Below are 22,660 nucleotides of genomic sequence, written 5' to 3'. Positions count from 1 at the left end.
GGTCGAGGGACAAAGCGATGTCGCTCTGTCGGTCGTGATCTACAGCACGCCGCCTCGCCACCGCCCACAGCGGCGGCCAGCCAGATCAGCAGACCAGCCCGTCCTCGGGCTTGACGCCGTCGATGAGGAACGCGTCCACCGCCGCGGCGACGCACTCGTTGGAGCGACCGTAGGCGGTGTGGCCCTCGCCGTCGTAGGTGACCAGAAAACCGCTTTCCAGCTGGTCGGCAAGGGCGACGCTCCCCTCGTACGGGGTCGCCGGGTCACCGGTGGTGCCCACCACCATGATCGGGGCCGCGCCGGCCGCGGTGAGCGGCCCACGGCTGCCGGCGGGGTCACCGGGCCAGTCGGCGCAGAGCAGGTCTCCGTAGGCGAGCATGTCCCCGAACGTCGGGGACGCCTCCCGCAGCTCCTCCGCCTGCCGCGCCCATATCTCGGGGTCACCGGTGGAGCCGAAGTCGGCACAGTTGATGGCCCAGTTCGCCTCGGTGGAGCCGTCCGGGTACGTGCCGTCCTCGGCGCGGCCGGCCATGAGGTCGGCGAGGTACAGCAGGAGGGACCCGTCGCCGTCGTTCATGGCCTGGTCCAGGGCCTGGGAGAGGAAGAACCACGTCCGGCTCTCGTAGAGCGGGGTGATCATGCCCGAGAACGCCAACGGCGCGGTGAGCTCGCGGCCGTCGGCGGTGGGCAGCGGGGTGTCCTCGGTGACCTGCAGGAGCGTCTGGACCTGGGCGACGCCGTCGTCCACGCTGCCGCTGAGCGGGCAGGCCTCGCCGCCGAGGCAGTCCTGGACGTACGCACGCAGCGCCTGCTCGAAGCCCCGGGCCTGCCCCAGGACCGTCTCGTGCGAGCCCAGCGAGGGGTCCATCGCGCCGTCGAGCACGAGCCGGCCGACGTGGCCGGGGAACAGCTCCGCGTAGGTGGCGCCCAGGTAGGTGCCGTAGGAGTAGCCGAGGTAGTCGAGCTCGGGCTCACCGAGCAGGTGGCGCAGGATGTCCATGTCCCGGGCGGCGGAGGCGGTGTCCACCTCGGTGACGAGGTCGCCGCTGTTCGCGACGCACCCCTCGGCGATGAAGTCGGTGTCCGCCGCGTAGGCCTCCAGCCCCGCGGGCGTCTCGGGCTCGTACTGGGCGCCGCGGATGCGGTCGAGCTCGAAGTCGCTCACACAGTCCACCCGGGTGGAGTCACCGGTGCCGCGCGGGTCGAAGCCGACGACGTCGTACGCGGCGCGCAGGTCCTCGCTGAACAAGGCAGTCGCGGAGTCGACGAGGCTGGTGCCGGACGAGCCCGGGCCGCCCGGGTTGATGAGGAGGGAGCCGACCCGCTGCCCGTCCCGGGAGGAGTGCAGGCGCTTGACGGCGATGGTGATGTCCTCGCCGTCGGGGGCGTCGTAGTCGAGTGGGACGGTGACGTCGGCGCACTCGAGGTTGCTGCCGCACTCCTCCCAGGCGACGTCCTGGCCGTAGTACTCCTCCAGCTCGGCGGGAACCTTGGTCTGCAGGTCCGCCTTCGCGGGGCTGGGCGCCGGCTCGTCGGCGCCGGCGGTGCACCCACCCAGCAGGGCGAGGGCGAGCACGGCAGCAAGGAGGGGGCGGAGAGGTCTCACCCGGTCACGCTACCTGGCGGTCCGGGACGGCCTCACCCCGGATCCACAGCGAGACTGGTCACGTGCGGGCGTCAGGAGGCCTGTGGGCGCAGCGCCACCATCATCGCCTCCACCGCCAGCAGCGGTGCCACGTTGCCCGCGAGCCGCTCGCGGGCGACCCCCACGGCGTCCATGCGGCGCACCGTCTGCTCCGGGGTGGTGCCCTCGGCGAGGCGGCGGACCTGGTCCGCGGCGTCGGCGTTGACGAGCTCGACGTCGGCGCCGAGCTGGACCACCAGCACGTCGCGGTAGAGCGACAGCAGGTCGACCATGGCCCGGTCCAGCACGTCCCGCTGGGCCCGGGTGGCCCGCCGCTTCTGGTCCTCCTCGAGCTGGCGGACCTGCCCGCGCAGCGCCGGGGGAAGCTTGGTGCCCGCGTCGGCGCCCAGGGTGCGCAGGAGCGCGGCCTTCTCCTCGGCGTCGCGCTCCTCGGTGGCGGCCTTGGCGTCGGCGGCGGAGATGTCGATGAGCTGGGCGGCGGCGAGAACGGCGTCGCCCACCCCGCGGATGGCGGTGGGCACACCGAGGAGGCGGCGCCGACGTTCGCGGGCCTGCGGGTCCCGGGCGAGCCGGCGGGCCAGACCCACGTGGGACTGGGCGGCCCGGGCTGCGGTGAGCGCCACCTGCGGGTCGAGCCCGTCCCGGCGGACGAGGAGGTCGGCGACGGCGCGAGGGTCCGGCACGCGCAGGTGCACCGCGCGGCAGCGTGAGCGGATGGTGGTGAGGACGTCCTCGGGGCTCGGGGCGCACAGCAGCCACACGGTGCGCGGCGGCGGCTCCTCGATGGCCTTGAGGAGGACGTTGGAGGTGCGCTCGACCATGCGGTCGGCGTCCTCCATGAGCATGACGCGCCAGCGGCCCTGGGACGGGGAGCGCTGCGCCTGGGAGACCAGCGGGCGGATCTCGTCGATGCTGAAGACGACCTTCTCCGTGCCGACCAGCGCGACGTCGGCGTGGGTGCCCGCCAGCGTCGTCGTGCAGGCCTGGCAGTGCCCGCAACCGGGCTCGTCCGGGTCGGTGCACTGCAGGGCCGCGGCGAACGCGCGCGCGGCCACGGACCGGCCCGACCCGGGCGGGCCGGTGATGAGCCAGGCATGGGTCATGGCCCGGCCGGCGTCCGCGGCGGGGGCGCCGTCGGTACCGGCCCGGGAGGCCTCGACGGCGGCCTGCAAGGTGGACACGACCTGCTCCTGGCCGACCACCTCGTCCCAGACGCTCATCGGTCGGCCCGCGGGCGGGTACGGGTGGGGTGGGCCGCCGCGACGACGTCCGGCGTCGCGGGCACGACGGTGTCCGGCCTGGCGGGCAGCAGCGGCGCCAGCCGTTCACGGATCGCGGCGTGGATCTCCTCGGCGGGCCGGGCGGCGTCGAGGACCAGGTACCGGCCGGGCTCGGCGGCGGCCAGGGCGAGGAAGTGCTCGCGTACGCGGGTGTGGAACGCGGCGGACTCGCGCTCGATCCGGTCCGGGGCGCCCGTGCGGCGAGCAGCGGCGGCGGCCGGGTCGAGATCGAGCAGGACCGTGACGTGGGGCAGCAGGCCCTCGGTGGCCCACAGCGAGAGCGCGCGGATCTCCTGGTCTCCGAGCTCGCGGGCGGAGCCCTGGTAGGCGACCGAGGAGTCGAGGTACCGGTCGGTCACCACGACGGCGCCACGCGCCAGGGCGGGCAGCACGAGCTGGTGGACGTGGTGGGCGCGGTCGGTGGCGTAGAGCAGCGCCTCTGTGCGCGGGTCGACGTCCGCGCCGTGCAGGACGGCGTCGCGCAGCACCTGCCCGAGCGGTGTGCCGCCGGGCTCGCGGGTGAGGACCACCTCGTGGCCGAGCTCGCGCAGCCAGTCCCCGAGCATGCGCTGCTGGGTGGTCTTGCCCGCGAAGTCGCCGCCCTCGAGCGAGACGAAGCGGCCCGGCTGGGGCGCAGGCGCGCCGGTCGGGGGGACGGCGGGGGGCAGGTCGGTCACCTGGCAAGGGTAACCAGCCGCGCCCACGGAGCTGACGCGTCATCCACCGGTCCAGGCGTGCGCGTCACTGCACTCGGTAGACCACGCGGCCTGGTGCCCGTCACTCCACTCGGGCGACCACGCGGCCTGGTGCCCGTCACTCCCCGGGGTAGACGACCCCCAGCTGGCGGCGGACCTCGTCCAGGACCTCCATGACCTCGAGGGTCGCCCGCCAGGGCATGTCCACCGACTCGCGCCGCCCGTCCGCGACGCACCGGGCCACCTCGGCGGCCTGGAACTCGAACCCGCCGTCCGCTGCCGTGATCCCCGGGACGGGTTCGAACCGCCACGGCGCGCCACTGAACGGGGTGACCGTGAACGACGTCGGCCGGTAGAAGGGGCCGTCGATGTCGACCCGCCCCTCGGTGCCCACCACCGACGCGGTCGTGGCGGTGGTGGCCCACATGTTCGAGGTGCAGACCGCAACCGCCCGGGTGCCGGCATAGGTCAGGGTCACGGCCTCGTGCGCGTCGACGCCGACGTCCGTGAGGGCGCCGGCAGCGTGGACGGATGCGGGGGCGCCGAGCACGTCGTATGCGAACGAGACGGGGTACACGCCGAGGTCCAGCAGCGCCCCGCCGGCCAGCTCGGGGGCGAGGAGCCGCTCGACGGTGTCCAGCCGCTGGCCGTGGTCGGCCGTGACGGCAAGGATCTCGCCGAGGGCGCCGGAGCCGATCAGTCCGCGGAGGGCGACCATGTGCGGCAGGAACCGCGTCCACATGGCCTCCATGACGAACAGGTGCCGCTCGCGGGCGGCGTCGAGCACCTCGAGGGCCTCGTCCGCGTTGCGGGTGAACGCCTTCTCCACCAGCACGTGCTTGCCGGCCTCCAGCGCGAGGAGGGCGTGGTCGCGGTGCGCGCTGTGCGGGGTGGCGATGTAGACGACATCGACGTCCTCGTCGGTGACCAGGAGCTCGTAGCTGCCGTAGGCGCGGCCCACGCCGTGCTCGGCGGCGAAGGCGTCGGCGCGGCGCTGGTCCCGGGAGGCGACGGCCAGCACCTGCTGGGCCGAGCGGGCGGGCACCTCACGGGCGAAGCGGCGGGCGATCCCGCCAGCGCCGAGGATGCCCCAGCGCAGCGGCGGTGCGTCCGTGGGATCTGCGGGCGCGGGGAGCAGGTTCGGCGCCGTCACCTGGGCTTCCATGTCACGAGCGTAGCCGTGCGAGGGCGCATCTCTAGTAGGTAGACGCACTAACTAGGTAGCGCTACTGTCTAGCTCATGGTGGACGACTGGCCCGGTGAGTGGCTGCGCGGCGCGCTCGAGGTGTGCGTGCTGCGCGTCGTGGCCGACGGGCCGACCTACGGCTACGCGATCTCCGCCCGCCTGGAGGAGGCCGGCGTCGGCGCGGTCAAGGGCGGCACCCTCTACCCACTGCTCACGCGGTTCGAACGGGCCGGTCTCGTCGAGGTCGAGTGGCGCACCGGCGAGAGCGGCCCGGCTCGCAAGTACTACGCACTCACCGGCGAGGGCCGCACCCAGCTCACCACCCTGGCGGAACGGTGGGCCCGCTTCGCCGACCTCACGCGCGGCTTCGTCGCCGACTCCCCCGTGTCCCCCGACCCGTCCCGCAGCGCCCCACAGAGAGAGAGCCGATCATGACCGGACCGCACACCCCGGTGGACGCCGCCTGGGAGAACGACTTCGTCCTCGAGCTGCGCCTGCTCGACGTCGACGGCCGCCTGATCGGCGACGCCCTCGAGCAGGTGCGCACACACTGCACGGATAGCGGGGAGAGCGCGGCGGCGGCGTTCGGGGAGCCAGCACCCTACGCACGGAGCCTGGAGCTGCCCGCCGAGCCGGCCCGCCTGGGGCGCATCCTCGTGCCTTCGCTCGTCGGGCTCGCCGGCATGTACGTGACGCTCGACGCGGTCATGGCGTTGCGGACCGACGAGCCCTTCACCCTCACGATCGGCCTCCTCGTGGCGATCGGCGTGATGGTGCTCGCCGTCGTCATGGCGGCCCAGAACCTGCGCGCGGTGGTCGACCACGCGGTTCGCTCGATCGTCATCGGCGCGATCCTGCTGGCGGTCGCCGTGACGGCCGGGGAGCTCCTCACCGGCGCCGTGGCACAGATGCCCGCTCAGCCCGTGGTGGTCCTCGGGATCGCGATGCTGCTCGGCTCGGCGATCACCGAACACCGCGCAGCGGCCGGTATGGCGGACCCGGTGGTGAGCCCGGTTGACGCCGCCGGGGCCGCACGCGAGGAGCGCTCGGCCCTGCGTACCACCGTGCTCGGTGCATGGCTGCTGCCCGCGGCAACCGCGATCCTGGCCGCCGCGGTGTGGTTCATCTTCTGACGGTGCGGACCGGCCCCAGATGACATCTCACGGACGAGATGACGTCTCACCAAAGATGACGTCTCACGGAGGAGATGACATCTCGCGCACAACCAAAACGGGGGGCTACTTCGTCGCCGGCGCCTTCTTCGCGGCCGTCTTGGTGGTGGTCTTCTTCGCCGCGGGCTTGCGGGCCGGCTTCTTGGCCGGGCCCTTGGCCCGCTTCTCCGCGAGGAGCTCGAAGCCCCGCTCGGGGGTGATCGACTCGGGCGCGTCGTCCTTGCGCAGGGTCGCGTTGGTGGTGCCGTCGGTGACGTAGGGGCCGAAGCGGCCGTCCTTGACGGACACCGGCTTCCCCGAGACCGGGTCCTCCCCCAGCTCACGCAGCGGCGGCTTGGCGGTGGCGCCGCGCCCGCGCTTGGGCTGGGCGTAGATGGCCAGTGCCTCCTCGACCGTGACGTCGAAGATCTGGTCCTCGCTGGTCAGGGAACGCGAGTCGGTGCCCTTCTTCAGGTACGGCCCGTAGCGGCCATTCTGGGCGGTGATCTCCACGCCCTCGGGGTCGGCGCCGACCACCCGCGGCAGGGACAGCAGCCGCAGCGCGTCCTCGAGGGTGACGGTCTCGAGCTGCATGGACTTGAACAGCGACGCCGTGCGCGGCTTGGCCTTGGCGGCCTTCTTCCGCACGGGCTTCTTCTTCGCGCCCGCGGGGGCGGTGCCGTTCGGGCTGTCGCCGGTGGTGGCAGCCGCCGCGTCGCCGTCGTCCTCCTCGGGGAGGACCTCGGTGACGTAGGGGCCGAAGCGGCCGTTCTTGGCGATGATCATGTGCCCGGTGGCCGGGTCGGCGCCGAGCTCGCGACCGTCGTCGGCCTGCCGCTCGAGCAGCTCCTTGGCCAAGTCCACGGTGAGCTCGTCGGGGGCGACGTCGTCGGGCACGCTGGCGCGCCGGCCCTCGGCGCCCTCCTCCGCGGGGGCGGTCTCCAGGTAGGGCCCGTAGCGGCCCACCCGCAGCGTGATGCCGTCGCCGATGTCGATGCTGTTGACGGCGCGGGCGTCGATGTCCCCGAGCCCCTCGACCAGGGTCTTCAGGCCCGGCCGGGCGGCGGCGGCGTCGCCGCGGTAGAACCGTGAGAGCCAGCCGACCCGGTCCTCGGTGCCGGAGGCGATGCGGTCAAGGTCGCCCTCCATCTCGGCGGTGAAGTCGTAGTCGACGAGCCGGGGAAGGTTCTCCTCGAGCAGGCGCACCACGGAGAACGCCAGCCAGGTGGGCACGAGCGCCTGCCCGCGTCGGTCGACGTAGCCGCGGTCGGTGATGGTGGAGATGGTCGCCGCGTACGTGGAGGGGCGGCCGATGCCGCGCTCCTCCAGCGCCTTGACCAGCGAGGCCTCGGTGTAGCGCGGCGGCGGGGTGGTCTCGTGCCCCTCGGCGGTGACCGCATCGGTGACGACGGCGTCGCCCTCCTTCAGCACCGGCAGGCGGGTCTCCTTGTCCGCGGCGGCGTCGTACCGCTCGGCGTCGCGGCCCTCCTCGTAGGCGGCCAGGAAGCCGCGGAAGGTGATGACCGTGCCCGACGCCGTCAGCTCGGCCTGGCGGGCGCCGTCGCCGAGCACGGCGGTCGCTGCCAGGCGCACCGTGGCGGTGGAGCCGCGGGCGTCGGCCATCTGGGAGGCGACGGTGCGCTTCCAGATGAGCTCGTAGAGCTTGAACTGGGCGCCGGTGAGCTGGTTGGCCACCTGCGCGGGGGTCCGGAAGGAGTCCCCGGCGGGCCGGATGGCCTCGTGCGCCTCCTGGGCGCCCTTGGCCTTGGCGCCGTACGCGCGGGGCTTGTCCGGCACGTACTCGGGGCCGTAGAGCTCGGCGGCCTGGCGGCGGGCCGCGGCGATGGCCTGCCCGGACAGCGCCGAGGAGTCGGTACGCATGTAGGTGATGAAGCCGTTCTCGTACAGCCCCTGCGCGGTGCGCATGGTCTCCCGGGCGCTCATGCGCAGCTTGCGGGAGGCCTCCTGCTGCAGCGTGGAGGTGGTGAACGGTGCGGCCGGGCGGCGGGTGTAGGGCTTGGTCTCCATGGAGACCACGCATGCCTCGGCCCGCTCCAGGGCCGCGGCGAGCGCGGTCGCCTCGGCCTGGTGCAGGTGGACCACGTCGGCCTTCTGCGCGGCGGGCTTGAGGTGGCCGTCGTCGCCGAAGTCGCGGCCGGTGGCCACGCGCCGGGAGTCCAGGGTGACGAGGCGGGCCTCGAAGCCGCGGCGGTCCACGGCCTCGTCGCCACCGGTGAAGGTGCCCGAGACGTCCCAGTAGGACGCCGACCGGAACGCCATCCGCTCCCGCTCGCGCTCGACCACCATGCGGGTGGCCACGGACTGCACACGGCCGGCGGAGATGCCGGGCTTGATCTTGCGCCACAGCAGCGGGGAGACCTCGTAGCCCACCAGGCGGTCGAGGATGCGGCGGGTCTCCTGGGCGTCGACGAGCCGGGTGTCGAGCTCGCGGGTGTTCTCCAGGGCCCGGGTGATGGCCTCGCGGGTGATCTCGTGGAAGACCATCCGCTTGACCGGCACCGTGGGCTTGAGGACGTCGAGCAGGTGCCACGCGATGGCCTCGCCCTCGCGGTCCTCATCCGTGGCGAGGTAGAGCTCGTCAGCGTCCTTCAGGGCCCGCTTGAGCTCGGTAACCTTCTTCTTCTTGTCCGAGTCGACCACGTAGTAGGGGTCGAAGTCGCCCTCGACGTCCACGGCGAACTTGCCGTAGGGGCCCTTCTTCATGTCCGCGGGCAGCTCGGAGGGCTGGGGAAGGTCGCGGATGTGGCCCACGCTGGCCTCGACGTCGAAGTCGGGGCCGAGGTACCCGCCGATGGTGCGCGCCTTGGCGGGCGACTCGACGATCACGAGCTTGCGGGAGGTGGTCACGCGGACGTTCCTTACTTCTGGACGGGCCCGGGAAGCGCCGGGCCGCTTTCGACGGTGACGGTACCCCGTCACCGGAGCAGGTGCGGGTGCTCATGCCCACACCTGGGTGCCGGCGCACCCGGCAGGGACGCTGGTGGTGACGCGCCTCAGCGAGCGGGCCGGGCACCCACGAGCAGCACCGCGAGGGTGGCGAGGCTGAGGACCGCCATCACCCCCACGCTCGCCCCACCATAGGCGATGAGCATCTGGGCCCGGGAGGGGTCGGCGTCGGCCCCGCGGGTCAGGAGCAGGCAGACCAGGGCGACCAGGGCGCCCGCCACCCCGGCCACGCCCAGGACCCAGCCGGCGGCGCGGACCGGGCCGACGGCGTCCACCGGGCCGGTCACCGCCACGGCGAGCAGCGCCCACCCGGTGACCACGAGGACGGCGGCGACGACGTCGGAGGCCCGGTGCCAGCCGTCCGCCATGGTCGCGATGCCGGTCGCCCCGGTGTAGACGGCGGCCAGCGGCGCCACCAGCCAGCGCCAGCGGGCCGGGGCGACCAGCAGCACGGCCAGGCCCACCGAGCCGGCCACGGTCGTGTGCCCGCTGGGCAGGGTGTTGGCGGCGTATCCGTCGGTGATGCCCAGGTCGGGGCGGTTAAAGACCTCGTACTTAAGCAGCTGCGTCGTCAGGTTCGCGGCGCCGACCACCGCGCCGACGCCCAGCGCCAGCCACCAACGGCGGCGCAGCAGCGCGACGGCGGTGGCTACCACGATCACCACGATCAGGAACGGCACGGAGACCACGTCGAGCACGGACTGGGTGTACTCGGCCAGGCGGGTGCGACCGATGCGCGAGCCGGTGTAGGCGACGTCGTCGAGGTGCTGGCCAGTGGCGGTGGTGACGAAGAACCACCACACCGTGGTCACCGCGGCGGCGGCGAGCACCGCGAGGAGCGCGGCGACCGTCCGTCGGGTGCTGTCGGTGCGGCGCTGCTCACGGGTGAGTGTCTGCGTCACCGGGTCACGATAACCACGAGCTGGCCGGCAGCCCGGTCCGAGCGCGACGTTGCGTTTGTCTCCGGCCGTCCAGCGAGCCACTCCGCCGCTCGGTGTCAACCGGTCGGCTCGCGGTATCCGGGCGGGTCGGTGACGGCCTCGAGCAGACGGCGCAGGGAGACGACCAGGCTCGCGGCGACGAGCAGGCCGGAGGGGTCGGCGCCGGCGCGGGTGACTGCGAGGCGCAGCTGGTCGACGGCCTGCTCCGCCCGGATGACCTCTGGGGTGCCGGTGGCGCGGCCCTCCACCTGACGCAGCACGTCGGCCAGGGCGCGCATGGCCCGTGCGGCGGGCGGGCGCAGGCCGGGACCGAGGGCGAGCGTGTCCAGGTCGGCGCGCTCCTCCTCCGTGACGGTGGCGGTGAGGTCCTCGACCACGAGGGCGGCGCGGCGCAGCGCGCTGGACATCCGGTCCTGCCGGGTGATGGCGATGTCGTAGTGCGGGGTGCGGCGGTTCCAGCGGCGGGCCTCCGAGGCGGCCACGACGGCGTCGTTCATGGCGCCCATGGGCTCGGCGAGGTCGCGGCGGCGCCGGGCCCACTCGGCGGCGTCGGGCGGGGTGTCCCGCTCGAGCCCGTCCGCGAGGTCCGCGAGCTGGGCGGCGAGGAGCTCGCGGACGCGGGTGAGCGCGTGCTGGGCGGGTGCGAGCGGCAGCGGCGGGAAGGTGAGGTTGACGACGACGCCGATGAGCGCGCCGAGCAGAGTCAGCCCGGTGTAGGCGCCGATGTATCCGGTCGGGTCGCTGCCGCCGATGATGAGCGTGAACAGCGCCGCCGTCGGCACCCAGGAGCCCATGTCACCCAGCACGCGCCAGCCGGCCAGGAGCACCCCGAGCGCCACCACGACCGCGATGCCCAGCGGGTTCGTCTGGTTCGTGACCGCCCCCACCGCGAACGCGGTCATCGCGCCCAGCGCGATGCTGGCGACGGCCTGGAGGGACTCGCGTACCGAGCCGGCGAGGGTGAAGGTCGTGGCGACGACGGCGCCCAGCGGGGCGTAGTAGGGGTAGTCCGCCGTCGGGCCGGGGATGGCGAGGGCGACCACCCACGCCAGCGGGGCCGCGATCGCCGCTCGTGCGGCCATCGCCAGACGGGGATGGCGGGCCCAGATGCGGCGGGCCCAGCCGGGGCGCCGGGAACGCCAGCGCCCCAGGCCCGCGGTGACGACGGGGGTGCGCGCGGGGCTCATGCGCGCCGGGGCGCGCCGATCCGCGCGTCCACCCCGGGGCTGAACTGGACCAGTGGCTCGGACCGGGGGCCGGGCAGGTGGACGGCGTGGAGCAGGGTCCCGACGTCGGCGTGGGCGGTGGCCGCGCGCAACGGCCAGGGCCGGTGCTCCACCGGTACCCGCCACAGGCCGGCGCGCCAGAAGAACGCGTGGTAGCGCTCCACGAGGAAGTGCATGAGCTGGTCTTTCTCCACGGGGCTGCCGATGCGCGTGGCGGCGTGCATGCCGGTGCCGTCCCGGCGGCGGCTGCGGTAGGCGACGTGCTCGCCGGAGGTCTGCGTGTGCGTGCGGGCCCACGTGTACGGCAGGCCGAGCCCGCGCAGTGCGGCCACCACCGGCAGGCGTGGGCACTCGAGGGAGTAGAACCACACTCCGGGGACGCCGTCGGGGCCGCGCACGTAGGTGCGCACGTTGATTTCGGTGAAGTGGGACAGGTGCGGCACCGCGGGCAGGCGAGCCGGGCGGACGTCGCGCATGACGAGGGGGACGACGCCCACCCAGGCGCGGCCGTCGAACGTGTCCAGGTCCAGACCGGGCGGGAGCCGCTCCTCCACCGCGGACGCCGGCAGGGCCCAGTGCAGGAACGTCACGTCCGTCAACCGCTGCAGGCTGACGGGCCTGGGCACCCGGTTGCTGGACATGCCGGCCTCCGGTCGGTCAGAACACGGCCTTGCCGCCGGTGACGCCCAGCACGGTGCCCGAGACGTAGCTGGCCTCGTCGCTCGCGAGGAACACGAACGCGCTGGCCACCTCGACCGGCTGGCCTGGGCGGCCCAGCGGGGTGTCGGCGCCGAAGCCCTCGACCTTCTCCTCGGGGAAGGTGGTGGGGATGAGCGGGGTCCAGATGGGCCCGGGGGCCACGGCGTTGACCCGGATGCCCCGCGGGCCGAGCTCCGTCGCGAGGTTCACTGTGAGGTTGTTGAGCGCGGCCTTGGTGGCGGCGTAGTCCAGGAGCGGCTCGGACGGCTGGAACGCCTGGATGGACGTGGTGTTGAGGATGCTCGACCCGGGCCGCATGTGCGGGGCGATCGCCTTGGTGAGCCAGAAGGTGGCGAAGACGTTCGTGGCGAACGTGCGCTCGATCTGCTCGCCGGGGAACTCCTCCAGGGCCTGGTGGGACATCTGGAAGCCGGCGTTGTTGACCAGGACGTCGAGGCCGCCGAGCTCCTTGACCGCGTTGGTGGCGACGTCGGTCGCCGCCTCCTCGGAGCGCAGGTCGGCCGGCAGCAGCACGCAGGTGCGCCCCGCGGCCTGGACGTGGCGGCGGGTCTCCTCGGCGTCGGCCTGCTCCTCGGGCAGGAACGTGATGGCGACGTCGGCGCCCTCCTTGGCGAAGGCGATGGCGGTGGCGCGCCCGATGCCCGAGTCGCCGCCGGTGATCAGGGCCTTCTTGCCGGTCAGCCGGTCGCGGCCGGTGTAGCTGGTCTCGCCGTGGTCCGCGGGCGGGGTCAGCTTGCTCGGGGTGCCGGGCCACTGCTGCTGCTGGGCGGGGATCTGCGTCGTCTCGTCAGCCATGGACCCATCGTGCGGGTGGGTCGGGAGGCGCGCACGCTGGGCGGGGCGCGGGGAGCCGGGGTGCCACCGGTCGAAGCGTGTGAGGACTGCGCCTGCCGCCAGTCAGGGCACCGGACGGAGGAAGCCGTCGAGGAGCAGCTCACGGGCGGCGGGCAGCACCTCGGCGGCGACGTCGTCAATGCGCAGGTCGAGCAGTGCGGCGAGGCCGCCGATGATCTGCCCGAGGGTGAGCTCGCCGTCGCAGGCACCGACGGCGCCCGCGACCAGCGTGCCCGGCCGGACCACCCGGCCCAGTCCGCCGCCCTGGCGCAGCTGGATCACCTGGGGGTCGGACGCGCCGGGCGTGAGGAAGCGTTCCTCGGTGACGTCGGGCGCGACGGCGAACCGGTGGTCCGCCAGGACGGTGAGGCCGCGGGCGCCGTCGGGCACACGAGCGCTGGGCGTGCCACCACCGTCAGGCACACGAGCGCTGGGGGTGCCATCGCCGTCGGGCACGCCGCGCGCGGCCAGCCAGTCCCGGGCGGCGAGGACGTAGAGGACGTGTTGGCCCAGCGGCTGTCGCACCGGGCCGCTCACCTCCTCCACGCGGTGCCACGGCCGACCCGCTTGACCGGGGCGGCGCAGCAGCACGTAACCGAACCCGACGGCCTCGACGCCGCGCGCCTCGAAGTCGCCCAGCCACGCGGCGTAGGCAGCCTCGTAGCCGGGCCGGTCCACCTCGGGGCGCAGGCCGCCGTCGCGCAGCCACAGCTCCGCGTACTCGGCCGGGTCCTGGACCTCGCGCTGCACTACCCATCCGTCCAGGCCCGACGCCGCGAGCCAGCCGAGCACCCGGTCGCGCCAGTCCTCGCGGCGGTGGTGCTCCCAGTTGCCCAGCAGCTGCGCGACCCCGCCCGGAGCGAGATGGGCGCCGACGGTGGTGATCAGCTCACGCACGAGCAGGTCGCCGCCTCGTCCGCCGTCGCGGTACTCCATGAGCGGCAGGCCGGCATCGTAGGCGGCGGTGGGCGTGATGACGAAGGGCGGGTTGGACACGACGAGGTCGAACGCCTCCCCGGCGACCGGCTCGAGCAGCGACCCGCGGCGCAGGTCCAGGTCCGTCCCTGCCAGGGCGGCGTTGAAGGCGGCGAAACCGAGTGCCCGGGCCGAGATGTCGGTGGCCACCACGTGCTCGCCGTGGCGCGCGGCGTGCAGTGCCTGGACCCCGCAGCCCGTGCCGAGGTCCAGCACCCGCGGGCGCGGGTCTCGCACGGTCAGCTGCGCCAGCGTGGTGGACGCCCCGCCGATGCCGAGCACGTGGTCGGCGCGCAGGCTGGTGCCGGTCGCCACCTCGCCGAGGTCGGACGCCACCCACCAGTGCGCCGCCCCCGCGGCGTCGGCGGCCGCGTAGGGCCGCAGGTCGACGGTGGCGCGCACGGGGTCGGCGTGGCCGGCGCCCGCCCGCGCCACCAGGCCGAGCGCCTGAGCGCCCGCCGGGCCGGTGCCGGGCAGGGCGGCGGCGAGCTCGGCGGTGGTGACCTCGTCGCCGAGCATGAAGAGACGAACGAGGGTGGCGGCGGGCGAGTCGACGCCGCGGGCCAGCCGTAGCGCGGGCACGCGCTGCTCGCGGTGCAGGGCGGCGCCGGCGACGTCGCCGAGCAGGTCGCCCACGCCGTCGACAGTGAACCCGGCCGCACCGAGGTCGCCGCGCAAGACGCCGACGTCCGTCGCGGGGCCGGCGGGCGGGGCGGGGCTGGGGCGGGCGGTCATGGGGTGAGCGTAGAGAGGTCGCCGGCGGGTGGAGGCCCGCGGCGGATCAGACGGTCAGCTCGTGCAGCAGGCGGGGTAGCTCGGGGATCAGCTCACGCGCCAGGAAGCCGACCTTGCCCACGCTCGCCGTCAGCGAGTCCCCGGCGCTGGCGTGCAGGTGGGTCGCCCAGACCGCGGCCTGGGCCCTGTCGGCGCCGCGCGCGAGCAGCCCGACCAGGGCGCCGGCGAGCACGTCGCCGCTGCCGGAGGTGCCCAGCCCGGTGTGCCCGGTGGTGGCCTCCCAGATCTCTGTGCCGTCCGTGACGGTCCCGTGGCCGGTGACGACGGCACCGTACTGCGCGGCGACCGTCACGGCCGCGTCGGTGGCGTCGTCGTCGGCGACCTCCGCGACGTCGAGCAACCGGGCGAGCTCGGCGACGTTGGGGGTGAGCACCAGCCTGCCGGCGAGCGCCTCCCGGACCGGCGGCAGCCCCGGCAGGACGCCCAGGGCGAACGCGTCGAGGATGACCGGCACGCCGTCGGGCAGCACCGGCAGCAGGCCCTCCAGCAGTGCGGCGGTGCCCTCGGGCTCCCCGAGGCCCGGCCCGAGAAGGACGGCGTCGGCCCGCTCCAGGTCGCGGCCGAGGACCGCGGCGTCGGTGCCGACGACGTCGCCGCCGTCGTCCTCCTTCAGGCCCCGGACCCCGGCCTCGGGCAGCACGACGGCGAGAGGGCCGACGGCCGAGGCCGCCACGGCCACGGTGAGCCGGCCGGCGCCCACCCGCAGGGCGCTCTCGCCCGCCAGCAGCACCGCACCCGGGGTGGCCCGGGCCCCGCCCACGACCAGCACCTGACCGCGCCCGTACTTGCTGCCGCTCGGCTCCGGCAGGGGCCAGTCGCGCAGCAGTGCCGGGGTGATCGGCGTGGCCGTCATGCGTGCCCCTCGGCGGCGCCCGCCTTGGGCGTCTCTCCCACCGGAGGCTCCTCCGTGGTCGCCGCACCCTGCTCCGCCAGATGCTCCTCGACGTTGTACCCGGCCAGCCGCCACCCGTCCCCGTCGGTCACCAGCTGGGTCACGGCCGCGTTGCGCACGCCCTCGTCGCGGCCGATGGCCAGCACGTCGGTCTCCCCGAGGTGCTCGCACACGTACCGGAAGAGCAGGACGACGGCGTCGTGGCAGGTGATGAGCACCCGGTCGGCGCGGTCCTGGCGCTCGAGGTCGGCGAGCACGGAGCGCACCCGCAGGGCGACGTCGGCCCAGGACTCCCCGCCGGGGGGCCGGTGGTAGAACTTCCCGAGCCAGCGGCGCCGCTCCGCCTCCTCGGGGTAGCGGGCCCGCACGCCGGCGGAGGTGAGGGTGTCGGTGATGCCCAGGTCCCGGTCCCGTAGCCGCTCGTCGAGGAGCAGCGGCACATCGAGGCCGGACTCGGCCAGGGCCGTGCGGGCGGTGTCGGCCGCGCGGCGGTACGGCGAGGACCACACGGCCTGGGGACGGTGCGCCGCGGGCAGGCCCGCCAGCCACACGCCGAGCGCGCGGGCCTGCTCCAGGCCGGTGTCGGACAGCTCGACGTCCGCGTCGCGGGCCGGGACGTCGATCTGCTCGGCGCCGATGGACTCGGCGTAGGCGGCGGCGACGTTGGCGGCACTCTGCCCGTGCCGCACCAGGAGAAGCTCGGTAGCACCCATGGGGGCGAACCTACGGTCCACCGCCCGGGGGCGCACGGCGTCGGCGATGGACCGACCGTGAGGGGCGTGCGGCTCGGCCGCACGCCCCTCGCTGAAGGTCGGGTCAGTGCGACCCGGCGGTCGCCTCCTGCCGCGAGCCGTTGCGCTCGCCGGCGTCGGCCCGGGCGGCTCGCACGCGGGAGAGGGCGATCGCGCTGACGGCGATCCCGGCGGCCACGCAGGCGATGGCGATACGCACCGCGTGGTTGGTGTCGGCCGGGACGCTCAGCTGAACCACGGCCGGCGCGATCAGCACCGACACGAGGTTCATCACCTTGATGAGCGGGTTGATCGCGGGGCCGGCGGTGTCCTTGAACGGGTCGCCGACCGTGTCGCCGATGATCGCCGCGGCGTGCGCGTCGGAGCCCTTGCCGCCGTAGTGCCCGTCCTCGACGATCTTCTTGGCGTTGTCCCACGCCCCGCCGGAGTTGGCGAGGAAGACGGCCATGAGCACGCCCGCGCCGATGGCCCCGGCGAGGAACCCGGCCAGCGGGCCGACGCCCAGGCCGAAGCCCACGGCGATCGGCGCGAACGCGGCCAGCAGGCCCGGGGTGGCGAGCTCACGCAAGGACTCACGGGTGCAGATGTCTACCACGCGGCCGTACTCGGGGCGGGTCTGGCCGGTCATGATGCCGGGGTTCTCCCGGAACTGGCGGCGCACCTCGAAGACGATGGTGCCGGCGGCGCGGGTGACGGCGTCGATGGCCACACCGGAGAAGAGGAACACCGTCGCCCCACCGAGGATGACGCCCACCAGGGTGATCGGCGAGATGATCTCGTAGGTCATCATCGCCCCGACGATGCCGCCGGCGACCTCGGTGCCGGCGTCGGCGAACTCGGCCATGCCCTGGCGGACGGCGTCGGCGTAGGAGCCGAACAGTGCCGTGGCCGCCAGCACGGCGGTGGCGATCGCGATGCCCTTGGTGATCGCCTTGGTGGTGTTGCCGACGGCGTCGAGGTCGGTGAGGATCTGCGCGCCCTCCTCGTCGACGTCACCGGACATCTCGGCGATGCCCTGGGCGTTGTCGCTGACCGGGCCGAAGGTGTCCATGGCGACGATGACGCCGACCGTGGTGAGCAGGCCGCAGCCGGCCAGCGCCACGAGGAACAGTGCCAGGCCGACGGAGCCACCGGAGAGCAGGAACACCGCGCAGATGGCAGCGGCGATGATGCCCGCGGTGTAGACGGCGGACTGGAAGCCCACGCCGATCCCGGAGAGCACCACGGTGGCAGCACCGGTGCGGGTGGTGGACGCCACGTGCAGGGTGGGCCGGGAGGTGGTGCCGGTGAAGTAGCCGGTCAGCCACAGGATGATGCCGGCCAGCACCACGCCGATCAGGACGGCGAGGGAGACGATCAGCCGCGGGTCGCCGGGGTGCCCGGCCAGCTCCTCGCTGACGCCGGGGATGGCCGCGAAGGTGCTGGGCAGGTACACGTACGCGCCGACCGCGGCGAGCACGACGCCGGCGAGCGCGGAGAGGTAGAAGCCGCGGTAGATGGCCCGCAGCCCGGACTCGGAGCCGCGCACCTTGGTGATGAACACACCCAGCACGGCGACCAGGGCGCCGACGGCGGTGACGATGAGCGGAAGGATGAGCCCCTGCTCCCCCATCACGGCCGTGCCCAGGATCAGGGAGGCGACGAGCATGACGGCGTAGGACTCGAACAGGTCCGCCGCCATGCCGGCGCAGTCGCCCACGTTGTCGCCCACGTTGTCCGCGATGGTGGCGGCGTTGCGGGGGTCGTCCTCGGGAATGCCCTGCTCGACCTTGCCGACCAGGTCCGCTCCGACGTCGGCGGCCTTGGTGAAGATGCCGCCGCCCACGCGCATGAACATCGCCAGCAGCGCCGCGCCGAAGCCGAAGCCCTCGAGCACCGCCGGGGCGTCCGCGCGGTAGATGAGCACCACGCCGGCCGCGCCCAGCAGGCCGAGGCCCACCACGCTCATGCCGACGACGCCGCCGGTGCGGAACGCGATCTGCGCCCCTTCCGCGCGGCCGTTCTTCCGGGTGGCCGCGGCGGCGACGCGCACGTTGGCGCGCACGGCCAGCGACATGCCCAGGTAGCCGATGGAGGCGGAGAACCCGGCACCGAACAGGAAGGCGATCGCCCGGCCCAGCTTGACCTCAGGGTCGGCGGGCAGGAGGAAGAGCAGCCCGAAGACGATGACGGCGAAGACCGCCAACGTCCGGAACTGGCGGGTCAGGTAGGCCGAGGCGCCCTCCTGGATCGCACGGGCGATCTCCTGCATCCGCGGGGTGCCCTCGTCCGCGACGAGCACCTGCCTTCGCAGGACCACCGCGATCACGAGCGCGACGAGGGCGATGACCCCGATAGCCCCGACGATGGCCAGGCTCGAGGTTCCCAGATCCAGCATCCGCCCTCCTTGGCAGCGCAGTTCACCGGCCACGGGCGTCGTCGCCCGGGCGGCACGTCGTAGCGGAGCCTACCCGCCGATCAGGCACCCGATTGACGATTGGGAGGAACCGCGACCGCATCCGCGGGGCCCGCAAGGCCGTGTGCGGGGACCCGCACCACGGCCGTGGCCTGCATGATCGGCACCTGAGCGGCCGCCACGAGCGCCTCGTCCAGGCTGCGGTGGAGAGGCACACCGTCGGCCGTCCCGGTCAGGACGAAAACCTCCCGGATCCGGTCCGCGGGGGCGACCACATACAGCCGGGTCTCCAGCGAGACGAGGCTGTCCTGCTTGCGCGTCACAGCTCGCACACCGGTGGAGTCGATGAAGGTCACGCCCGCGAGGTCCACGATGATCGCCGGTGGCAGCGCGTCCAGCGCGAGCTCGAGCTCGCCGGCCAGCAGCTCGACCGAGCCGCCGTCGAGCTCCCCGACGGCGCTCACGACCGGTACGCCGTCCACCTCGCGTCGTTGCACGGAGAAGTTCACTCGTCCGGTCCCCCCTTCTGCCCCCTGAGCCCACATCGTGGCACGCCGCGCCACCACGACCAGCCCCCGGAAGAGGGGACTTGTGTCCCTGGCAGGTGCCTGCCAACCCCACCCGCGCGAGTGCGCGAGACGTCAAGTCCTCGGTGACACGTCAAGTCCTCGGTGAGACGTCATGAGATGTCGCGAAAGGTCGACGCGTCGCGGTGATGTGTGCGCGGGGATGGGGTGGGTGGCCGCTGCGCGGGCCGGGGGCTGGGGGGATGACTGGGCGAGGTTGTCGGTGCCGTGACGCACACTGGGACCGTGTCTGGCCCCGACCTTGTGAACCTGCTGCGCGCCACCGGTGCGCGCGACGGGCGGCTGGTGCACCTCGAGCAGCTCCCGGCCCGCGAGGGCCGCCGGGCGGACTGGCCCACGTGGGCGGACCCGGACGTGGTGGCCGGCTACAGACGCATGGGGGTCAGTGCGCCCTGGGAGCATCAGGTCACCGCCGCCGAGGCCGCGTGGGCCGGCCGGCACACCGTGATCGCGACCGGCACCGGCTCGGGCAAGTCTCTGGCCGCGTGGCTGCCCGTGCTCTCGGCCGTCCGGGAGGGCGCCGCCCAGGCCGCCAGCCCCGCCTCAGGCCGGATCGGGGACTACACCCGCCGCCCGACGACCCTGTACCTCTCCCCCACCAAGGCGCTGGCGGCGGACCAGCTCGCCGGGCTGCACCGCCTCCTGGACGCGGCTCAGCTCCGCGGCATCCGGGTCACCACGTGCGACGGCGACACGCCGCTGACCGAGCGTGACTGGGCCCGCGACCACGCCGACGTCGTCCTCTCCAACCCCGACTTCCTCCACTTCTCGATGCTCCCCGCGCACCGTCGCTGGCAGCGGCTGCTGCGCGGGCTGCGGTACGTGGTCGTCGACGAGTGCCACGCCTACCGCGGGGTGCTGGGCGCCCACGTGGCCCTGGTGCTGCGCCGGCTGCTGCGGCTCGCCGCGTACTACGGGGCGCAGCCGACCGTGCTGTGCGCCTCCGCCACCACCGCCGAGCCGGCGCTGACCGCGGCCCGCCTGGTCGGGGTGCCAACCGAGGACGTCGTGGCCGTCACCGAGGACGCCGCGCCGTCCGGCCGGCGATCCGTCGCGCTGTGGCAGCCGGCGCTGTCGACGGGGTGGGCGGCGACCTGGCCGGGCCAGGGCGTGGACCTCGCTGCCACCGACGCCGCGAGCGAGGCGCTCGAGGACGGCCCGCGGCGCAGCGCCACCGCCGAGGCGGCCGACCTGCTCGCGGACCTGGTCTCCGCCGGGGCCCGCACCCTGGTTTTCGTCCGGTCGCGATACGGCGCCGAGGTCATCGCCGAGCAGGCACGCCGGCGCCTGCGCGAGGTCGACGGAGAGCTGGCGGCCCGGGTGGCCGCCTACCGCGGCGGGTACCTGCCCGAGGAGCGCCGGGAGCTGGAGCGGGCGCTGCGCAGCGGGGAGCTGCTCGCGCTGGCCACCACGAACGCCCTGGAGCTCGGGGTGGACGTCGCCGGGCTCGACGCCGTCATCATCGCCGGCTGGCCAGGCACCCGGGTGTCCCTGTGGCAGCAGGCAGGCCGGGCCGGCCGCGCCGGGGCCGACGGCGTGGCGGTGCTCGTGGCGAGCGACGACCCCCTCGACGGGTTCCTCGTGCACCACCCGGAGGCGATCTTCGGCTCGGGGGTGGAGGCGACGACGTTCGACCCCGCCAACCCCTATGTCCTCGCCCCGCACCTGTGCGCGGCCGCGTCCGAGTCACCGCTGACCGACGCCGACCTGCCGCTCTTCGGGCTGCCCGACGGGACGCTGCTCGACGAGCTCGTCCGCCGGGGGCTGCTGCGGCGCCGCCCGAACGGGTGGTTCTGGAACTTCGCCCGGCCCGAGCGGGCGCAGGACCTCACCGACTTGCGCGGCGGCCTCGACCGGCCCGTGCAGGTGGTGGAGATCGGCACCGGCACGGTCCTGGGCACCGTGGACGGCGCCCGTGCCGATGGAACCGTCTTCCCCGGCGCGGTGTACGTGCACCAGGGCCGCACGTTCGTCGTCGATGCCCTGGAGGACGAGGTGGCCCTGGTCCACGAGGACGCGGAGGTGGGGCACCGGACCAAGGCCCGCTCGACGTCGTCGGTGCGGATCATCGGCACCCGGGACCGGCAGGATTGGAGCTCCGCGGACGCCGCGGTGCTGTGGTCCTTCGGCGACGTCGAGGTCACCAGCCAGGTCACCGGCTACGACAAGCGCCGCGTGCCGGGCCTGGACATCATCGGCTCGTACCCGCTGGACATGTCCGAGCGGGTGCTGCCGACCACGGCGGTGTGGTGGACGCTCAGCGCCGAGGCGTGCGAGTCGGCCGGCGTTGGAAAGGACGCGCTGCCCGGCGCGCTGCACGCCGCCGAGCACGCCTCGATCGGGTTGCTGCCGCTGCTGGCCACCTGCGACCGATGGGACATCGGCGGGCTCTCGACGGCGGTCCACCCACAAACCGGGCAGCCCACTGTGTTCGTGCACGACGGCTACCCCGGCGGCGCGGGCTTCGCCGAGCGCGGCTACCGGGCGGCCGCGCAGTGGCTGCGGGCCACGCTGGACGCGATCACCGCCTGCCGGTGCCAGGACGGCTGCCCCAGCTGCGTGCAGTCGCCCAAGTGCGGCAACGGCAACTCCCCCCTGGACAAGCACGGCGCGGTCCGGCTGCTCAGGCTGCTGCTCGGGGCGGCGCCGGCGGGCGCCGGTGGCACCGGCGCGGCAGGCGGCGGCGACGGCGTCGGCGACGGTGGCGGCGGCGGCGGCACGATCCCCGCGAACGGTCGGCGTGCGTCCCGATGAACACTCCCACCCACCCCGCCTACGAGGTTCCGCGGGCCGTTACCGGCTTCGCGTCGGTGGTGCTGTGCCACAACCCCGGCGCGATGGAGCTTGAGGGCACCAACACCTGGATCCTGCGAGCCCCGGGCGTCGACGGATGCGTTGTGGTCGACCCGGGCCCGGCGGACGCACCGGCCCACACCGCCGCGGTGACCGCCGCATGCTCAACCGACGGCGGCCGCGTCGAAGCCCTCCTCGTCACCCACCGCCACCACGACCACACCGGCGGCCTCGACGCGCTCGCCGCGCGCACCGGAGCTCCCGTGCGCGCATGGTCCAGCGACTTCTGCCGCGGCGCGGCGCCGTTGCGTGACCGGGAGGTCGTCCAGGCAGCGGGCCTGCGAATCACCGTCCTGCACACCCCGGGGCACACCGCCGACTCGATCAGTCTCCTGGTCGAACATCAGCCGCCGGCCTCGAAGCACACACCGCACCTAGCCGCGCCGCCGGAGCGCGCTCTCCTCACGGGCGACACGGTTCTGGGCCGCGGCACCACCGTCCTCGACCCCGCCGACGGCAGCCTGGCGCAGTACATGGACTCCCTGAACCTCCTGATCGACCAGGGCCGTGACGGCGTCATGCTGCCCGGCCACGGCCCCGAGCGTCCCGACGTCGTCGCCGTTGCCCGCGAGTACAGGCGCCACCGCGAACAGCGCCTGGTCGAGATCCGGCGGGCGCTCGACGAGCTGGGCCTGCCGCCGACCGCGGCGGACCCGATGGCAGTGGTGGCGAAGGTGTACGCCGACGTGGACCGGGCCCTCTGGGCGGCGGCCCGCATGTCCGTCGAGGCCCAGCTGGACTACCTGGCGGGACGCTGACCTGCCCC

Annotated in this window: 18 protein-coding genes; 4 read left to right on the top strand and 14 right to left on the bottom strand. The window is 74.1% G+C overall.

Annotated elements, in window-relative coordinates:
* Nucleotides 1-85 precede the first annotated feature (85 nt).
* The 4 genes from FE374_RS02180 to FE374_RS02165 all read right to left on the bottom strand — a co-directional run bounded on the left by FE374_RS02180 (nucleotide 86) and on the right by FE374_RS02165 (nucleotide 4,785).
* Complete coding sequence (locus tag FE374_RS02180; RefSeq protein ID WP_139927035.1) at nucleotides 86-1,606, bottom strand: alpha/beta hydrolase; 1,521 nt, start codon at nucleotides 1,604-1,606, stop codon at nucleotides 86-88.
* 71 nt (nucleotides 1,607-1,677) lie between these two features.
* The gene (locus FE374_RS02175) at nucleotides 1,678-2,865 is read right to left on the bottom strand and encodes a DNA polymerase III subunit delta' (protein ID WP_139927034.1); all 1,188 of its coding nucleotides are present in this window, start codon (nucleotides 2,863-2,865) and stop codon (nucleotides 1,678-1,680) included.
* Nucleotides 2,862-3,602, bottom strand: coding sequence for a dTMP kinase (gene tmk, locus FE374_RS02170; protein ID WP_230978426.1), 741 nt, complete (start codon nucleotides 3,600-3,602; stop codon nucleotides 2,862-2,864). The genes FE374_RS02175 and tmk overlap by 4 nt, the downstream gene beginning before the upstream one ends.
* 136 nt (nucleotides 3,603-3,738) lie before the next feature.
* Nucleotides 3,739-4,785 (bottom strand): Gfo/Idh/MocA family protein, encoded by a 1,047-nt coding sequence (locus tag FE374_RS02165; protein WP_139927033.1) that lies wholly within the window; start codon nucleotides 4,783-4,785, stop codon nucleotides 3,739-3,741.
* A 75-nt stretch (nucleotides 4,786-4,860) separates the two neighbouring features.
* On the opposite strand from FE374_RS02165, the gene FE374_RS02160 reads away from it, so the two are divergent.
* Nucleotides 4,861-5,241 carry a PadR family transcriptional regulator gene (locus FE374_RS02160; protein WP_223173622.1) on the top strand — a complete coding sequence of 127 codons (381 nt, stop codon included), beginning with the start codon at nucleotides 4,861-4,863 and terminating at the stop codon, nucleotides 5,239-5,241.
* On the top strand, nucleotides 5,238-5,939 hold the full coding sequence (locus FE374_RS02155; RefSeq protein ID WP_139927032.1) for a hypothetical protein: 702 nt from the start codon (nucleotides 5,238-5,240) through the stop codon (nucleotides 5,937-5,939). Before FE374_RS02160 ends, FE374_RS02155 begins: the two co-directional genes overlap by 4 nt.
* A 105-nt stretch (nucleotides 5,940-6,044) precedes the next feature.
* On the opposite strand, the gene topA is transcribed toward FE374_RS02155, so the two are convergent.
* The 10 genes from topA to FE374_RS02110 all read right to left on the bottom strand — a co-directional run bounded on the left by topA (nucleotide 6,045) and on the right by FE374_RS02110 (nucleotide 18,963).
* Nucleotides 6,045-8,825, bottom strand: coding sequence for a type I DNA topoisomerase (topA, locus tag FE374_RS02150; protein ID WP_139927031.1), 2,781 nt, complete (start codon nucleotides 8,823-8,825; stop codon nucleotides 6,045-6,047).
* A gap of 146 nt (nucleotides 8,826-8,971) precedes the next feature.
* Nucleotides 8,972-9,826, bottom strand: a complete 855-nt coding sequence (locus tag FE374_RS19040; protein ID WP_168205545.1) for a phosphatase PAP2 family protein — start codon at nucleotides 9,824-9,826, stop codon at nucleotides 8,972-8,974.
* Between the two features lie 95 nt (nucleotides 9,827-9,921).
* Entirely contained in the window at nucleotides 9,922-11,052 is a 1,131-nt protein-coding gene (locus FE374_RS19035; protein WP_168205544.1) for an FUSC family protein, read from the bottom strand.
* Entirely contained in the window at nucleotides 11,049-11,732 is a 684-nt protein-coding gene (locus tag FE374_RS02140; RefSeq protein ID WP_139927029.1) for a YqjF family protein, read from the bottom strand. Before FE374_RS02140 ends, FE374_RS19035 begins: the two co-directional genes overlap by 4 nt.
* A 16-nt stretch (nucleotides 11,733-11,748) precedes the next feature.
* Nucleotides 11,749-12,606, bottom strand: a complete 858-nt coding sequence (locus FE374_RS02135) for a glucose 1-dehydrogenase (protein WP_139927028.1) — start codon at nucleotides 12,604-12,606, stop codon at nucleotides 11,749-11,751.
* 102 nt (nucleotides 12,607-12,708) lie between these two features.
* A complete protein-coding gene (locus FE374_RS02130; protein ID WP_139927027.1) occupies nucleotides 12,709-14,355 on the bottom strand; it encodes a DUF7059 domain-containing protein in 1,647 nt (548 codons plus the stop codon).
* Between the two features lie 46 nt (nucleotides 14,356-14,401).
* Nucleotides 14,402-15,268, bottom strand: a complete 867-nt coding sequence (locus tag FE374_RS02125; RefSeq protein ID WP_139927026.1) for an NAD(P)H-hydrate dehydratase — start codon at nucleotides 15,266-15,268, stop codon at nucleotides 14,402-14,404.
* Complete coding sequence (locus FE374_RS02120) at nucleotides 15,265-16,020, bottom strand: histidine phosphatase family protein (RefSeq protein ID WP_139927025.1); 756 nt, start codon at nucleotides 16,018-16,020, stop codon at nucleotides 15,265-15,267. The genes FE374_RS02125 and FE374_RS02120 overlap by 4 nt, the downstream gene beginning before the upstream one ends.
* Before the next feature lie 103 nt (nucleotides 16,021-16,123).
* The gene (locus FE374_RS02115) at nucleotides 16,124-18,436 is read right to left on the bottom strand and encodes a sodium-translocating pyrophosphatase (protein ID WP_139927024.1); all 2,313 of its coding nucleotides are present in this window, start codon (nucleotides 18,434-18,436) and stop codon (nucleotides 16,124-16,126) included.
* Nucleotides 18,437-18,516: 80 nt separating this feature from the next.
* Nucleotides 18,517-18,963, bottom strand: coding sequence for an STAS domain-containing protein (locus FE374_RS02110; protein WP_168205543.1), 447 nt, complete (start codon nucleotides 18,961-18,963; stop codon nucleotides 18,517-18,519).
* A 303-nt stretch (nucleotides 18,964-19,266) separates the two neighbouring features.
* On the opposite strand from FE374_RS02110, the gene FE374_RS02105 reads away from it, so the two are divergent.
* Nucleotides 19,267-21,795, top strand: a complete 2,529-nt coding sequence (locus tag FE374_RS02105; RefSeq protein WP_139927022.1) for a DEAD/DEAH box helicase — start codon at nucleotides 19,267-19,269, stop codon at nucleotides 21,793-21,795.
* Complete coding sequence (locus tag FE374_RS02100; RefSeq protein ID WP_139927021.1) at nucleotides 21,792-22,652, top strand: MBL fold metallo-hydrolase; 861 nt, start codon at nucleotides 21,792-21,794, stop codon at nucleotides 22,650-22,652. Before FE374_RS02105 ends, FE374_RS02100 begins: the two co-directional genes overlap by 4 nt.
* The last annotated feature ends 8 nt before the right edge of the window (nucleotides 22,653-22,660 follow it).

The organism is Georgenia yuyongxinii, assembly GCF_006352065.1.
GTDB lineage: Bacteria > Actinomycetota > Actinomycetes > Actinomycetales > Actinomycetaceae > Georgenia > Georgenia yuyongxinii.
This window is presented reverse-complemented; position numbering and strand designations above follow the sequence as displayed.

Excerpts from the sequence above, each read along its gene's own strand:
- FE374_RS02175 (WP_139927034.1), bottom strand. The coding sequence starts at position 2,865 with ATGAGCGTCTGGGACGAGGTGGTCGGCCAGGAGCAGGTCGTGTCCACC.
- FE374_RS02165 (WP_139927033.1), bottom strand. The coding sequence starts at position 4,785 with ATGGAAGCCCAGGTGACGGCGCCGAACCTGCTCCCCGCGCCCGCAGAT.
- FE374_RS02160 (WP_223173622.1), top strand. The coding sequence starts at position 4,861 with ATGGTGGACGACTGGCCCGGTGAGTGGCTGCGCGGCGCGCTCGAGGTG.
- FE374_RS02155 (WP_139927032.1), top strand. The coding sequence starts at position 5,238 with ATGACCGGACCGCACACCCCGGTGGACGCCGCCTGGGAGAACGACTTC.
- FE374_RS19035 (WP_168205544.1), bottom strand. The coding sequence starts at position 11,052 with ATGAGCCCCGCGCGCACCCCCGTCGTCACCGCGGGCCTGGGGCGCTGG.
- FE374_RS02140 (WP_139927029.1), bottom strand. The coding sequence starts at position 11,732 with ATGTCCAGCAACCGGGTGCCCAGGCCCGTCAGCCTGCAGCGGTTGACG.
- FE374_RS02135 (WP_139927028.1), bottom strand. The coding sequence starts at position 12,606 with ATGGCTGACGAGACGACGCAGATCCCCGCCCAGCAGCAGCAGTGGCCC.
- FE374_RS02130 (WP_139927027.1), bottom strand. The coding sequence starts at position 14,355 with ATGACCGCCCGCCCCAGCCCCGCCCCGCCCGCCGGCCCCGCGACGGAC.
- FE374_RS02125 (WP_139927026.1), bottom strand. The coding sequence starts at position 15,268 with ATGACGGCCACGCCGATCACCCCGGCACTGCTGCGCGACTGGCCCCTG.
- FE374_RS02120 (WP_139927025.1), bottom strand. The coding sequence starts at position 16,020 with ATGGGTGCTACCGAGCTTCTCCTGGTGCGGCACGGGCAGAGTGCCGCC.
- FE374_RS02115 (WP_139927024.1), bottom strand. The coding sequence starts at position 18,436 with ATGCTGGATCTGGGAACCTCGAGCCTGGCCATCGTCGGGGCTATCGGG.
- FE374_RS02100 (WP_139927021.1), top strand. The coding sequence starts at position 21,792 with ATGAACACTCCCACCCACCCCGCCTACGAGGTTCCGCGGGCCGTTACC.